Here is a 12,723-nt window from a genome sequence, read left to right on the forward strand (position 1 = left end):
GGCCGGGGCAAGTGCCATCCGGCCGGGTGAGCGGCGCACCTAGCATCGCCCCCCAAGGGCGGCAAGCCCCTTTTACCACGAAACCCAAAGAATCCGCATGCCCTTGCGAAGCACGCCCAATCCACCCCATATGAGGCCGCGCACGGGCGCGAGACAGGAGACAAGACGTGGCCACCCTGGGGTTGAGCGAGAAGGACAAGCAGGCCGTTGCGGAGTTTCGCCGCGATGTGGTCGATCCATCGCAGACCAAGCTCGTGATTGTGGATTTCTGGGCGGAGTGGTGCGGCCCGTGCAAGCAGCTCTCGCCGGTGATCGAGAAGATCGCTGCAGAATATGCCGATCGCGGCGTGCTGCTGGTCAAGATCAATGTCGATGAGAATCGCTTCATCGCCAGCCAGTTCCGCGTGCAGTCGATCCCGACGGTCTATGCCATTTTCCAGGGCCAGCCGGTCGCGGACCTGACGCAGGCGCGCACGGAAGGCCAGTATCGCCAGATGCTCGACCAGATCCTGGCGCAGCTGCCGATCGAGAGTGAAGCGAGTCAGCTCGCACAGGATCTCGCGCCTTTGCTTGCCATGGGCGAAGAAGTCCTCGCCTCGGGCGACCATGAGCGCGCGCTCTCCGTCTTCTCGCAGATCATCGACATGGCGCCGGACAATGCCGAGGCGATCGGCGGCCTCATCCGCGCGCTCGCCGCGCTGGGCCAGGCGGACGAGGCCGAGGCGATGCTGGCGGAGCTGCCGCCCGAGCTGGCGAAGGACCCCGCCATCGAGCGCGGCCGCGCCGCCATCGCCCTCGCCCGCTCCGTCACGCCGGGCGTCGATATCGCGCCGCTCAAGGCACGGGTCGAGGCCAATCCGGACGATCACGAAGCTCTGTTCGAGCTCTCCTCGGCCCATATGGCCAATGGCGACCGGGACGCGGCGGCCGACGCCCTGCTCACCAGCATCGCGCGCGACCGCGCGTGGGAAGACGGCAAGGCGCGCGGGCAATTGCTGCAGCTTTTCGAAGTGGTCGGCCTCGAGGATCCCTGGGTCGCGGCGCAACGGCGCAAGCTCTCGGCGATCCTGTTCGCCTGAGACGAATGAACCGGCGGCTTGCCATCTTTCCCCTTGGCGGCGCGGTCCTGTTTCCGCGCATGCACTTGCCGCTGCACATTTTCGAGCCACGCTACCGGGCGATGATCAGCGAGGCGATGGCGCGCGACCAGCGTATCGGCATGATCCAGCCGAGCGGCCCCGGCGAGCCAGCGCCGCTCTACACGATCGGCTGCATGGGCCGGATCGCAGAGATCGAGGCACTGGAGGATGGGCGGTTCAATATCATCCTGACCGGCGAGAACCGCTTCCGCATCGCGCGCGAGCTCGATGTCGCGACCTTGTTCCGTCAAGTCGAGGCCGAGCTGATCGAGGATGATCCGGACGAGCCCTTTCTGGCGCCCAGCGAGCGCGCCGCGCTGGAGCTGGAAGCACGCACCTTCGCCGATGCACTCGGCTATGAGGTGGAATGGGACGCCGTCGCGACCCTCGACGATGAGACGCTCGTCCATGCCATCGCCCAGATCGCCCCGTTCGACATCGCGTCGAAACAGGCGCTGCTGGAAGCGGACAATCTGCCGGAGCGGTCCGAGCTGACTATCCAGCTCATGCAGTTCTTCCGCCGTGGCGACGCGCAGGGCAGCAATCGGCTGCAATAAGCTTCACGCGAAACGAAACCGGCCGGTCACCGTGGGAGGGGCAACCGGCCGGATCATGATGGCTCTGCGCGCGTTGCGTGGGACGTGCGTGCCTTGTGGGATCAGGCGGCAGCAGCCATCGGGACAAACGCTTCGTCATTCTGCGCAGCGGCAGCGGCCGGCGCGTCAGCCTGCACGGCCTCGGCCGCTTCGGGCTGCGGCATCAGCTTGCGGGGCGCGCGGTGCAGCAGGCGGGTGGCCAGCACGACGGCGCCCAGCCCCAGATAGACGGCGACGGCAGCGCCGAGGCTGAAGAACACCATCACAGCGAGCGAAACGCGCAGATAGTTGGGGTTGAAGCCGACGTCATCACCGATCGACTGACAGATGCCCAGCAGCGTGTCGTTGCGGGCAAAATTGGAAGGCTGATACGTCTGCATTCGAAACTCCTGTGGTCTGCCGACCGAGCGGCTCGCTGATGCACCATTCAATGCATGAGCCGTGCCAAATTCGGAAAATGGCTGATTTCGGTCAGAACGCTCTTGAGACGGAGCTGCTAACCGGTTCCCTTGGCGGAATTCACCACCAACTGTTGGGAATTTTTCCTAAGACTTGATTCGTCGCTGGGGTTGCGGCGCATAGACGCCAAGCTTGCCCAGCGCAAGCCTTGTGCGCTGCAACATATTAACCAGCCGTTTATGACGCGCTGAAGACGAGGCTTAAATTGTGTCGCCCAGCAGGAGCTTGGGGCGCGGGCCGCTTTCGCCCCGCGCTTCGGCCATGAACCGGTCCTTGAGCGGCCCCAGCCGCTGCACGGCAGAGAGGCCGAGACGGCGCACGAGCGAAGCGGGCTTGCCGGGCACGTCGAACAGGCGGACGAGCCCATCCATCATGACCGTGACGCTGAGCGAATCCAGCGCGCGCCAGCGCTGGTAGCGCGCGAGCAGCTGCGCATCACCGGGCTCGAGGCCCATGCGCATCCCCTCGACCACGACTTCGGCCAGCGCGGCCGCATCGCGAAAGCCGAGATTGACGCCCTGCCCTGCGATCGGATGGATGGCATGGGCCGCATCACCCACCAGCGCCAGCCTTTTGTCCGTGATCCGCGCCGCCCGATGATAGCCGAGCTTGTAGCTCTGCATCGGCGCGGCGAGGCGGATGGCCCCGAGAAAATCGCCCATGCGCTTCTTCGCCTCGGCGAGCCAGGCGCGCTCGGGCAGTTTCAGATAGGCTGCGGCATGATCATTGGGCACGGTCCAGACGATCGCCGAGCGCGTTCCTGGCTGCATGGGCAACAGCGCGAACGGGCCGCCGGGATAGAAGATCTCGTAGGCCGTGTTGCCATGCGGCGCGTCATGATCGATCGCCGTGACCAGAGCGGTATGCGGATAGGCCCAGCTCGCCACCGGAATGCCGGCCATCTCGCGCGTCGGGCTGCCGCGCCCCTCGGCCCCGATCAGCAGGCTCGCACCGATCTCCGCGCCGCTCCCGAGACGCGCGGTGACGCCATAATCGTCGCGCACGATGTCGATCGCCTTGTCGGGCTGGAAGCGCGTCACGGCCTCCGCGCCCTGCGCCGTCTTGTCGATGGCAATGCGCAGTTCGCGATTTTCGACCATGAAGCCCATGGCGCCGTCTTCGGGGTCGGGCGCGAAGTCCAGCGCGCCGCCAGTCAGGCCCTCGCTCACCCAGATGCGATCGATCGGGCAGGACTTGCCGTCCAGATGCGCGGCGACGCCGATCGCCTCGAACAGCTTCCAGCTCGCGCTCGATATGGCGGAGACGCGGCCATCGAAGCCCGGCGCGGTGGCGTGAGACGGCTCGGCCGGATCGATCACCGCGCAGGTGACGCCGTGCCGCCCGAGCGCGATGGCGAGTGTGAGCCCGACCAGACCGCCGCCGAGGATGATGACGTCGAAACGCTGCATGCGCCGTCTCTAGCCTCTATCCAGCCGCATGGCGACCGGCTTGTTCGCATCGGTGAGAATGGCCGCTAGCCGTAGCGTCATGTTCAGGACAGACTGGTCTCGCGCGAGACTTCAATTGGCAAAAACCCGAGTCTCGCAGCATCGGGCACGGGCCGGGTCGCGATCCACGTCATTCTGGCCACCATTCTGGAGGGAAAGACATGCTCAATCGCGAAGAGGCGTTGAAGACGATCGAAGCCGCCTATGCCGCCCGCGCCAGCGGGGACAAGGCAGCGCTGGCGACCTATTGGGCGAAGGGCGCGCAATTCCGCATCGCCGCCGACGCCAATTTCCTGAAGAACGTTCCACTCAGCGCCGAGACGCCGATGGCGGCGATCGGCGAACTCATCGACAAGTTCGCGTTCAGCGAGATGGAGCGGATCGCCGCCGTGGTCGAGGGTCGCAAGGTGGCGGTACATTGGGCCGTTACCGTGCGCTTCGCCGGTGGGGCGCCGGTGAGGACCGAACTCATGGACATGATCGACCTCGACGATGACGGGCGCATCGAAACGTTCGTGCAGTTCGCCGACACGGCACAAATCCGGGCGCTGATGGAAGCGGAAGGCGCGGCTGCCTAGGCCGGGTCGATTTGGAACGACCTGTTTCGACGACTTTGCGGCTGTTAATGAATGCGATCTCGACTGCCAAAAACAAACGGTTAGCTCGGCTCATGTTCGCGCCGGACGGCGTCCTTTATCCGCTTAAATGCCCTTCCGGTTGTATAGAAATTGGTGATCGCGAACCGCCCAATCATCAATCGAATGACCGACAGGAACGATGTTCCATTTTCATGATCTATACGAACGACAAGCCCAATTTTATGTAATCGGATCAATTGGATATCTTTAATCTGGCCGAATGAAATTCGGATAGGATTTGCTTCTCCTATGAACGTGACGGCGTGGCTATCGACTTCCATCCGACCCCTCTCCACTTTTGTCGAAAAATTCAGGTCGGGGCCATGATGGAAGAATATCCGATAGCTCATGCTGAATTCCGTAAGATAGTGTCTGCTGACTCAATTCCTCGTTTAAATGCCGATCTTCCGCAAACCACCCCAAATCAGCCGTCGCGATGACGCTGCCCTTATTCACGCCACCAAAGGTCACACGAAGGTCACACTATCGAGCATGTTTCTCCGCTTCGGCGCCGGTGCCGCGGGGAGGGATTTTCGGACCTGAGAAAGAGCTCGGTTCCGTTACCATGGGCTGGAACCTGTAGGACAGCAATTATTTCAGACTCTCGCGAATTGACTGTCCGCGCCACTTAGCGAAGATCGCTGATCAACACCCTCGCATCGCCCATCTGAGCGTAGGCGAATGCCACATCGAAGACCGGCTCCAGCATCGCTGGCGTCAGCACGTCGCCGACCGGGCCGGCCGCCACCAGCGCGCCACGATCGAACAGGATCGCGTCGTCCGCGAACCGCGCGGCCAGCGCGAGATCATGGGCAACGATGGCGACGCCGACGCCGCGCGCGGCGATGGCCCTCAGTTCGATCATCAGGGCGTGGCGATGCGCGATGTCGAGCGCGGCGAGCGGCTCGTCCGCGAGGATCCAGTCAGGTGCGCCTGCCAACACGCGTGCCAGCATCGCGCGGGCGCGCTCGCCGCCGGACAGCGTGCCTGCCAGCCGATCGGCCAGATCGGTCAGAGCGAGATCGGCCATTGCCCGGTCGATCGCCGCGCGGCCGTCCGGGCTGGTAGCATCGTCATAAGGGAAGCGCCCGAGCGCCACGAGCGCACGCACGGCGATGTTCCAGTGCAGCGGGGCATCCTGCGGAAGATAGCCGATGCGCTTCGCCCGCAGACGTACGGCGATGTCCTGCAGCGACGCGCCGTCGAGCAAGACGCGCCCCTGATCGGGCGCGCGCAGTCCGGCGAGACAGGACAGCAAGGTCGACTTACCCGCGCCATTGGGACCGACGATCGCCGTGACCCGGCCGGGCATCAGCCGGGCTTCGACATCGCGCAGGATGGCGGCGTTGCCGACCGAGATGCCGAGAGCCTCCGCGACGAGCATCAGGCCAGCTCCCGCCGGTAGCGCACGAGCAGTGCGAAGAAGAATGGCGCGCCGATCAGCGCCATCGCGACACCCAGCCGCAATTCGCCCGCGCCGGGGACCAGCCGCACAAGGCTGTCCGCAATGAGCACGAGCAGCGCACCGCCCAGCGCCGAGGGGATCAGCAGGCGCGACGGTTCGGCTCCGAAGATCGGCCGCAGCATATGCGGCACGATCAGACCGACGAAACCGACAATGCCGGTTACCGCGACCGAGCCGCCGACGATCAGTGCGAGCGCGACGGCGAGCAGCAGCTGCAAGCGGCGCAGATCGACGCCGAGCGACCGTGCGACGGCCTCACCCAGAGTGAGCGCATCGAGCGCGCGCGCCTGTGTCAGCAACAGCGCCGATCCCGCAAGCACCAGCGGCGCGGCAATGCGCACGTCCAGCCAGCCGCGATCCGTCAGCGCTCCCATGAGCCAGCTGATGATTTCCGAGGTGGCGAAGGGATTGGGCGAGAGCGCAATCAGCAGGGCCGTCAGCGCGCCCGCTAGCGAGGACAGCACGGTCCCGGCCAGCACGAACGCGACGGCACTGGCGCTGCGTCCGGCCAGCAAGCCGAGCAGCAGCACGGCCAGCGCCGAGCCGATCATGGCGAACAGGGCGACAATCCCTGTCGCACCCGCGAGACCAAGGAAGATGGCCGTGACGGCCCCGAGCGCAGCCAGCGCCGAAATGCCGAGGATCGCCGGGTCGGCCAGCGGATTGCGCGTATAGCCCTGCAGTGCCGCGCCGGAGAGGCCGAGGCCCGCGCCGACGGTCAGCGCCAGCAAGGCGCGCGGCAGGCGCAGTTCCATCATGATGATGCCGCGCGGGTCGCCCTGCGTCATGCCCCATAGCGGCACCCAGACTTTGCCGGTGATCAGCGCCAGCAGCAGCGCCAGGATCACGCCGAGCGCGAGCAGGCCGAGCTTGGCCGAGCGGCTCACGAGCGGCCCTGCGCGCGGCGGATTGCGGCCAGCCGGCCAGCCGCTTCTATGAGATTGGGCCCGGCGCATTGCAGCAGCCGGTCCGGAAAATCGGCAGACTTCAGCCCCGGCACTTTCGCCAGCAAGCGGCTCTCGGCGTCGCCTTCCGCGCGATCAGTGAGCAGCAGCCGCGGCGGCCGGGCAATCATCGGCTCGAGCGGCAATATGTCCCACATGGCAAGGCCATAATCCGCGCTCATGTTGCGGAAACCGGTCTGCACCAGCAATTCGTCGGCAAGCGCCCCCTGCCCCGGCACGAGGCCGCCGCCCAGCCGGATCAGCGCCGGCAAGGGCTCTTCATTCCTCGCCGGCCGCGCCGCCATCAGCGCCGCATCGATCCGCGCCAGCAGCGCCCGTCCCCGCGCCTCATGACCGACCGCGCGCGCCACCTGCAGCACCTGCTGCCGGCTCTGCTCAATCGTCGCAGGCACGTCCACCCGCTCGATGCGGATGCCGACATCGCGGATCATCCGCTGCGTCGCCGGGGCGACATGCGAGCCGAGCAGCACGAGATCGGGCCGCAGCGCCACGACTTCCTCCGCCGTCTCGGCATTGGCGGGGTAGCGGCGCGCGACCGCCAGGGGAATGGAAGTCGCGCGCGGATCGTGGCTGTAATGGCTGATCGAGAGGATCTGCGCCGGATCGGCCACCTCGACGAGGATCGCATCGACACAGGGATTGAGCGACATGACGCGCGGCGCCGCCGTGGCTTGCGGCGCGGGCACGGCCTGCTTGCCGCCGCATCCGGCAAGCATGAGCAGAGAGGCCAGCGCCGCAACGCGCATCATAGTTTCACCCGCACCCCGCCATAAGCCGCACGGCCATAGGTTCCATAGCCATAGGCGGTTTCGTAATCGGCATCGAAGACATTCTCCACCCTGCCGAACAGTTCGAAGCGCTCGTCGATGCGATAGCTCGCCCGCAGATCCAGCAGTACATAGCCATCGAGCGAACCGCTCGGCGCGGTTGGATCGACGGCGTCGCTATTGAGGCGAAAGGTCGCGCCGGTGGCGAAGCCGAAGCCCCAGTCCTTGTCCATCGATAAGCTGATGCCGTGGACCGGGCGACGCGACAGATGTCGATCGAAATTGGCGCTACCTGGCGAGCGGTCGCGCGTATCGACCAGGCTCCAGGCGAGCTCGATGTCGAAGCCCTCGACCGGGCTCAGCGCGACTTCCAGCTCGGCGCCCTGCGCTTTGGTGCGCGCAAGATTGCCATAGCGGAAGGTCGCCATGTCGAAATCGATCTGGTTGCGCGTGGTCCGGCTAAACAGGGTCAGAGAGACCTGCCCCTTCCCGTTCGCGAAGCTGCGGTCGAGCCCGACATTGACGCTGTCCGATCGCTCTGGCGCCAGGCTCGCTGTGCCGCTGAACGTGTCATAGAGCTGGTAGAGCGACGGAGTCCGGAAGCCCTCGCCATAAGCGAAGCGCACACGAGTCTTGCCGTCCGCAAGGCCAAGATTGGCATTGGCGCCCAGCGTCGTGACGCCGCCGAACTGGCTATGCTCGTCATGTCGCACACCGCCGGTCACCGACAAGCGCGGCAGCGGCCGCACGATCAGCATGGCAAAGCCGCTGTCCGTCTGCGCGTCATGCGTTTCATCGGACCCGAAACCGAAGAAGCGATAGTCCGGCGCGTCATGCGTGTAGCCGAACAGCAGGTCCGCTGCCCGGTGAACGGCAAGCTTGCCCTGATAGTCGAGGCGCCAGCCATTGCCGCGATAGCCGAAGTCCACCGGCGATCCGGCCACGAAGCGATAGTCGCGCCGATTTGCCAGATAGGTAAAGGAAAGGCGACTGTTGAACGCGCCGCCGAAGCTCGATGCCTTCAGGCCCGCATAACCGGTAAACTGACTGAATTGACTGACATCGCTGCTGTCCGATGGCGCTCCGAAGAAGCTGTCATAGTCGAGCACCGAGTCGACATAATAACCACGCAGGTCAATCGATATCTCGCTCGTGAGCGGCGCCTCGATGCGCGCATGCGCCGTCACATTCTCCAGCCCGTCCGTCTCCGTCGCACCGAAGCGGCGCGCGGCGCTGGAAATGCCGTCGGTGCGCAGGCCCGCCAGACCGGCGTCGACGCGCAGGCCCCCGTCGCGCCAGCCGACATCCGCAATGCCTTGCGCCGTTCCGGCATAGCCGCCCTCGGCCGAGGCGCGCAGCAAGAGGCCATCGGGTGCATCCTCGTCGCGCGTCGAGAGATCGATCACGCCGCCGATCGCGTCCGAGCCGTAGGGAATGGCATTGGAGCCGCGCATCACCTCGATCCGGCGGATATTGCCGACGAGCAGATTGCCGAAATCGACAGCATCGCTGGTGCTGCTCGGATCGTTGACGCGCACGCCATCCAGCAGCACCAGCGTCTGCCCGACTTCGGCGCCGCGCAGAGACACGCTCGTCACCGAGCCGAGGCTGCCATTGCTGTTGATGCGCACCGAGGGCACACGCCCGAGCAGATCGGCGACGCTGCGCGCCTGGCTCCGCTCGATCGTGGCGGCATCGATGATGCTGACGGTCTGGCCGCTTTCGTCGCGGTCCTGCGGCTGTCCGGTCGCGGTCACGATGATGACCGACGCGGACTCCTCCGCCATGGCCGGCGCGGAGATAAGCAGCCACAGCGCCGACAATGGCGCAAATTTCAGATGATTTCCCTTCGTCACAGGACGTCCCTCACACAGTCGGCAACGGCCGGCCACGACAGCCGGCGCGCGGCCGTTTCCTTGTGTCGTCACGCGAGGGTTTCAGCCCCGTTCGCTCGGCAACTCCCGACCGGCGAAGGACAGACTGTCAGCGGGCAGGTCTCCTGGCTCCCGGGTCATCGCGTCCGTGCCGCCTTCCCATGGCTCGGGACTTGTGTCCCTTGCCGCAGTGGCGTGGATGGCACTTGGCTCGCCGGTTACAGTTGCGGGTACAGCACCGGACTTTCACCGGACTTCCCTTTCTCGCCCCACTCGCATGGGGACCCGTAACGGGTGTGAGGTCTAGAGGGATGCGGCCGGACGGTCAACGGCGGCAATGTCCGCGGCGCGCCGATAACGGAAAACCGTGGCAGGCGGAACATTGCGGACGATCGTCCCGACGCGATCGACGCCGAGGTCCAGCGCATCCGCGACGGAGTCGGCGAGCGGCGGACGCGGCGAATAAGTGAACTGGATGAACGAGCCACCGGGCTGCAGGAGCTTGAAGGCTTCGGCGAGAATGGCCTTCTGCAGCGTTTTGCTCATCGCCAGCAGCGGGAGGCCGCTAATGACGCACTGATAGGCCCCCGCGCCGCCCTGCGCTTCGGCCAGGACGCTCTGCGCAGGCGCCTCGATGATCTTCACGCCATGGAAGTGTCGCCGCAGATTGCGCGCGAAGGTCGGGTCGATCTCCACGACTTCGAGATCGCTCACGGGCAGGCCCGTCGCCAGAATCTCGCGCGTCAATGCACCGGTGCCACCGCCGAATTCCATGACCGGCCCGCCCTGCGGATCGATCTGTCGCGCCATCATCCGGCCCAGATAGGGGCTGCTGGGAACGATCGAAGCCGTCTGCCGCGGTTTGCGGATCCAGGCGTGGAGGAACTTGAGATATTCACCGGCGCTGTTGCGGCGTTCGGTGAGCATAGGTCCGTTGCTGGCCATCGCCCCTCGCTCAGGATGTCACAGAAGTGCCTCACTAGAGCGCGGGACTGGCGATGAAAAGAGGCAAGATGCGCCTGGGGGGAAGCCGACGCGAAGGATGGGCCTTATGCCTCCGACCCGCCCTGTCGCCGAATGACTGGCAACGGCAGGGAAGTACCCGTGGAAAGCTCGTTCTTCGCCTCGTGAGTTCCCGACTTAGCCGAGGCCACGGACCTGCACAGGCAGCCGCCGATCAGTATCCAACGGCTACGCCCGACCCGGCACAGATGGCGCCGAAGAGCGCTGCCAGGAAAAGCCTTTTTCCTCCACGAAATAACAAAATCTTAGATCAATACTTCTCCAAGAAAGATAATATATCTTCCTTCTTATAGAAGTTTTTCATAATTGGCGTAAGAAGTAAATCTTCCTTATATTTCTGAGGCATTCTGATCAGCGACTTAACCTTATTGTATTGATTTTTATATATTCTTTCTTCGGAATTATTTGAGTGCCCGAGTTCCTCTATGCCGAAAAATGCTTCAAGAAATGGCGTACTGATGTGCAGCTTTTCAAATACATAGAATAGGAGATAACTTCCTCTCGGAAGTCCATAAACTCCAATACCAAGATTTCTGTTGAATTCCAGAAATTCTATTTCCGTTATTTCAAAAAATTCATAAAACCATTCATTGAATGAATAATGCCATTGCTGAGATAAAAATATATCTATTATTTTAATTGGAGAAACTTCATTTATTTTGTCTTTGTCCATGACAAAGCAATATTCTCCTTGATAATCGTTTTTTCGTATCTTGAGATCATTGCAGAAATCATCTGCATAGGTCTGGAAAAAATAGGACAGGTTCCGATCCAGCGGGTTTCTAATGCCGGATATGACGAGGCAATTTTCCTGTTGTGTCACGACATCCCTCAGAAAAGCGAGGGAGTGGCCGTGATGCACATTGAAGCCCGCCCCCCTGAGGGAGTGAAGGAAGGATGCGCTTCCAACCTTTGCTACGGTATTGATATAGATTTTATCGACGTTCAAATCTTCCCAGCGCATCCAAATGCCTCCTTGCTGTCTGTTAAAAATTCGCTGGATTATCCCCTCTTGGAGCGCGGGATCACCCGAAGCAGCGGATCGCACCCGCAATTCGGCGAATCCGGCCCGGATGAGGGTTTCCAGCGCTTCCTCCAGTCTCTCAAGGCGGAGGGCGCCGGTTGACGCAGAATAGGGACAATAGCCGTCGCGGCTCCCGGCATGGCCGCCAATCGATCTGTCATCGAAAGTCGATCATCTGCTTTCCCGTCGATAGGATGGGAACAAATAGGCAATGAGAACGCGGCGTCCGCCATCGGCGCACCTTCCAGCAGGGGATCAGGCTTCGCTCAGCGCTATCGGCGATTCCCTAAGATGCCGTTAACCATGATCATCGTTCCGTCGAAGGCGCATGGTGTGCAGGCCGTGATCGCCAGAGGCTTCGGCCTACCAGAGAACCCGCCCCTCTGGCGTGAGAGGTGGGATCATTGCCACATCGGCAGGCAGTCTTCCAGAGACGTTTCGGTTTCGAGTGAACCGTAAGGTCTCAAGCTTTTCTGTGTTTTCCGTGATTTGGCGTCACCGGACTGCGTTTGCGAGCCGCCAGATGAGGCCATCCGGCTCGAAATCACTCTAATCGGATAGCCCGGTCAGGGCGTCGGCGATGCGCACCCGCAGCGATTCGAGCGTGATATTGCCAGCTTCGGCGACCATGTCGGCGGCGCGAAGAGTGCGCGAAAGATTTTCATTGCGCTGGCACAGTTCGTCGATGGTCTGCAGCGCATCCATATGCCCGGTGATGATCTGCGGATCGGCGCACAGGCCCATGCCCATCTTCTCCAGCAATTCGCGGATACGCTCAAGTTCATCGGCAATGACCGTGCGCATCAGCGGGTCGTCCGCCATGGGAGTCCCCGGCGTCGCGGCGTGAATGGCTGACATGCGGCTCATCGAGATCGATTCCCCTCTGTAACTTTGCTCAATGAACGGCGTGACGGACTGCGGCGACCAGTCGCTCCGGGTCGAACGGCTTGACGATCCACCCGGTCGCACCGGCATCACGCCCGCGCGCGCGCTTCTCCTCGGTGCATTCTGTGGTCAGCACGAGGATGGGGCGATCGACATGGCGGCGATGCTCGCTGCGTAGCGTCTCGATGAGGCCGTATCCGTCCAGACGCGGCATGTTGATGTCGGTGATGATGAGATCGACTTCATTATTCTCCAGCCAGTCGAGCGCCGCCTGGCCATCCTCGGCCTCCTCCACATCGAAGCCGCTGCTCGCCAGCGTCATCTTCAGGAGTGCGCGCATGCTCCGGCTGTCATCCACGGCTAGAATCTTCGTCGGCATTTCCCAAACTTCCGTGCTCTTCTCGCCGCCCGATCGGCTCGAACGGGCACGATAGAGCGCA

General features: G+C 63.3%; 15 protein-coding genes and 1 riboswitch. Of the genes, 4 read left to right on the top strand and 11 right to left on the bottom strand.

Going from position 1 to position 12,723, the window contains the following annotated elements:
• Positions 1-167: 167 nt before the first annotated feature.
• Complete coding sequence (locus KM135_RS09945) at positions 168-1,079, top strand: tetratricopeptide repeat protein (RefSeq protein ID WP_221713857.1); 912 nt, start codon at positions 168-170, stop codon at positions 1,077-1,079.
• A 5-nt stretch (positions 1,080-1,084) separates the two neighbouring features.
• Positions 1,085-1,696, top strand: coding sequence for an LON peptidase substrate-binding domain-containing protein (locus tag KM135_RS09950; RefSeq protein ID WP_221713858.1), 612 nt, complete (start codon positions 1,085-1,087; stop codon positions 1,694-1,696).
• 101 nt (positions 1,697-1,797) lie between these two features.
• Here the strand turns inward: KM135_RS09950 and KM135_RS09955 are convergent, their stop codons facing one another.
• A complete protein-coding gene (locus KM135_RS09955) occupies positions 1,798-2,115 on the bottom strand; it encodes a PspC domain-containing protein (RefSeq protein ID WP_221713859.1) in 318 nt (105 codons plus the stop codon).
• Between the two features lie 279 nt (positions 2,116-2,394).
• Positions 2,395-3,603 (bottom strand): FAD-dependent monooxygenase, encoded by a 1,209-nt coding sequence (locus KM135_RS09960; RefSeq protein ID WP_221713860.1) that lies wholly within the window; start codon positions 3,601-3,603, stop codon positions 2,395-2,397.
• A 200-nt stretch (positions 3,604-3,803) separates the two neighbouring features.
• Between KM135_RS09960 and KM135_RS09965 the strand changes: the two genes are divergently transcribed.
• Complete coding sequence (locus KM135_RS09965; RefSeq protein ID WP_221713861.1) at positions 3,804-4,220, top strand: nuclear transport factor 2 family protein; 417 nt, start codon at positions 3,804-3,806, stop codon at positions 4,218-4,220.
• 80 nt (positions 4,221-4,300) lie between these two features.
• On the opposite strand, the gene KM135_RS09970 is transcribed toward KM135_RS09965, so the two are convergent.
• The 7 genes from KM135_RS09970 to KM135_RS10000 form a co-directional block, all read right to left on the bottom strand.
• Positions 4,301-4,630, bottom strand: coding sequence for a hypothetical protein (locus KM135_RS09970; protein ID WP_221713862.1), 330 nt, complete (start codon positions 4,628-4,630; stop codon positions 4,301-4,303).
• Between the two features lie 278 nt (positions 4,631-4,908).
• On the bottom strand, positions 4,909-5,664 hold the full coding sequence (locus KM135_RS09975; protein WP_221713863.1) for an ABC transporter ATP-binding protein: 756 nt from the start codon (positions 5,662-5,664) through the stop codon (positions 4,909-4,911).
• Positions 5,664-6,632, bottom strand: coding sequence for a FecCD family ABC transporter permease (locus KM135_RS09980; RefSeq protein ID WP_221713864.1), 969 nt, complete (start codon positions 6,630-6,632; stop codon positions 5,664-5,666). The genes KM135_RS09975 and KM135_RS09980 overlap by 1 nt, the downstream gene beginning before the upstream one ends.
• On the bottom strand, positions 6,629-7,459 hold the full coding sequence (locus KM135_RS09985) for an ABC transporter substrate-binding protein (RefSeq protein ID WP_221713865.1): 831 nt from the start codon (positions 7,457-7,459) through the stop codon (positions 6,629-6,631). Before KM135_RS09985 ends, KM135_RS09980 begins: the two co-directional genes overlap by 4 nt.
• Positions 7,456-9,264, bottom strand: coding sequence for a TonB-dependent receptor plug domain-containing protein (locus KM135_RS09990; protein ID WP_221713866.1), 1,809 nt, complete (start codon positions 9,262-9,264; stop codon positions 7,456-7,458). Before KM135_RS09990 ends, KM135_RS09985 begins: the two co-directional genes overlap by 4 nt.
• A gap of 185 nt (positions 9,265-9,449) precedes the next feature.
• Positions 9,450-9,655: riboswitch (cobalamin riboswitch) on the bottom strand.
• Positions 9,655-10,278, bottom strand: coding sequence for a class I SAM-dependent methyltransferase (locus KM135_RS09995; protein WP_246605909.1), 624 nt, complete (start codon positions 10,276-10,278; stop codon positions 9,655-9,657). It overlaps the preceding riboswitch by 1 nt.
• 346 nt (positions 10,279-10,624) lie before the next feature.
• Positions 10,625-11,047 carry a hypothetical protein gene (locus KM135_RS10000; protein WP_221713868.1) on the bottom strand — a complete coding sequence of 141 codons (423 nt, stop codon included), beginning with the start codon at positions 11,045-11,047 and terminating at the stop codon, positions 10,625-10,627.
• Between the two features lie 18 nt (positions 11,048-11,065).
• Here KM135_RS10000 and KM135_RS10005 point away from each other — a divergent pair, with 18 nt between their 5' ends.
• A complete protein-coding gene (locus KM135_RS10005) occupies positions 11,066-11,500 on the top strand; it encodes a hypothetical protein (RefSeq protein WP_221713869.1) in 435 nt (144 codons plus the stop codon).
• Between the two features lie 447 nt (positions 11,501-11,947).
• On the opposite strand, the gene KM135_RS10010 is transcribed toward KM135_RS10005, so the two are convergent.
• Both KM135_RS10010 and KM135_RS10015 read right to left on the bottom strand, forming a co-directional pair.
• Positions 11,948-12,220 carry a hypothetical protein gene (locus tag KM135_RS10010; protein ID WP_221713870.1) on the bottom strand — a complete coding sequence of 91 codons (273 nt, stop codon included), beginning with the start codon at positions 12,218-12,220 and terminating at the stop codon, positions 11,948-11,950.
• A gap of 73 nt (positions 12,221-12,293) precedes the next feature.
• Positions 12,294-12,662, bottom strand: a complete 369-nt coding sequence (locus KM135_RS10015) for a response regulator (RefSeq protein ID WP_221713871.1) — start codon at positions 12,660-12,662, stop codon at positions 12,294-12,296.
• Between the last annotated feature and the right edge of the window lie 61 nt (positions 12,663-12,723).

Source organism: Sphingobium xanthum, from assembly GCF_019737615.1.
In the GTDB taxonomy this organism is placed as follows: domain Bacteria; phylum Pseudomonadota; class Alphaproteobacteria; order Sphingomonadales; family Sphingomonadaceae; genus Sphingobium; species Sphingobium xanthum.

Excerpts from the sequence above, each read along its gene's own strand:
- KM135_RS09950 (WP_221713858.1), top strand. The coding sequence starts at position 1,085 with ATGAACCGGCGGCTTGCCATCTTTCCCCTTGGCGGCGCGGTCCTGTTT.
- KM135_RS09955 (WP_221713859.1), bottom strand. The coding sequence starts at position 2,115 with ATGCAGACGTATCAGCCTTCCAATTTTGCCCGCAACGACACGCTGCTG.
- KM135_RS09960 (WP_221713860.1), bottom strand. The coding sequence starts at position 3,603 with ATGCAGCGTTTCGACGTCATCATCCTCGGCGGCGGTCTGGTCGGGCTC.
- KM135_RS09965 (WP_221713861.1), top strand. The coding sequence starts at position 3,804 with ATGCTCAATCGCGAAGAGGCGTTGAAGACGATCGAAGCCGCCTATGCC.
- KM135_RS09970 (WP_221713862.1), bottom strand. The coding sequence starts at position 4,630 with ATGAGCTATCGGATATTCTTCCATCATGGCCCCGACCTGAATTTTTCG.
- KM135_RS09975 (WP_221713863.1), bottom strand. The coding sequence starts at position 5,664 with ATGCTCGTCGCGGAGGCTCTCGGCATCTCGGTCGGCAACGCCGCCATC.
- KM135_RS09985 (WP_221713865.1), bottom strand. The coding sequence starts at position 7,459 with ATGATGCGCGTTGCGGCGCTGGCCTCTCTGCTCATGCTTGCCGGATGC.
- KM135_RS09990 (WP_221713866.1), bottom strand. The coding sequence starts at position 9,264 with ATGGCGGAGGAGTCCGCGTCGGTCATCATCGTGACCGCGACCGGACAG.
- KM135_RS09995 (WP_246605909.1), bottom strand. The coding sequence starts at position 10,278 with ATGCTCACCGAACGCCGCAACAGCGCCGGTGAATATCTCAAGTTCCTC.
- KM135_RS10000 (WP_221713868.1), bottom strand. The coding sequence starts at position 11,047 with ATGGACAAAGACAAAATAAATGAAGTTTCTCCAATTAAAATAATAGAT.
- KM135_RS10010 (WP_221713870.1), bottom strand. The coding sequence starts at position 12,220 with ATGGCGGACGACCCGCTGATGCGCACGGTCATTGCCGATGAACTTGAG.
- KM135_RS10015 (WP_221713871.1), bottom strand. The coding sequence starts at position 12,662 with ATGCCGACGAAGATTCTAGCCGTGGATGACAGCCGGAGCATGCGCGCA.